Source organism: Campylobacter concisus UNSWCS (assembly GCF_000466685.1).
Taxonomy (GTDB): domain Bacteria; phylum Campylobacterota; class Campylobacteria; order Campylobacterales; family Campylobacteraceae; genus Campylobacter_A; species Campylobacter_A concisus_A.
The window spans coordinates 1-271 of record NZ_ANNG01000125.1 but is presented as its reverse complement, the minus strand read 5'-3'; the positions used below and the strand labels follow the sequence as shown (position 1 = coordinate 271).

Annotated in this window: 1 protein-coding gene; it reads left to right on the top strand. The window is 33.2% G+C overall.

Features of this window, described 5'->3' with window-relative positions; translation table 11 throughout:
- The coding region (locus tag UNSWCS_RS12170) for a hypothetical protein (RefSeq protein WP_035144211.1) at positions 1–271 on the top strand (271 nt) is incomplete at both ends.

Here is a 271-nt window from a genome sequence, read left to right as displayed (position 1 = left end):
AAACTTAAACACATCTGATGCGACTATCACAGCAAATTTAAGCTCAGATAAAAATATAGAGGTAAAAGCAAACCAAACCACCATTCTAAACGCTACTAATACCCATGAAAGCTACAGCATATCTAAAAGCAAGAGTATAAGCATAGCTAGGTTGCAAGATATATTAAAAGATATTAAACCAAAAAGCCTAAGCGAGCTTAAAAAAGATACTAGCATAAAGCTAAGAGTAGCAGACGCTAAATATAAAGAAGCTACTAATAACACCTCTTCT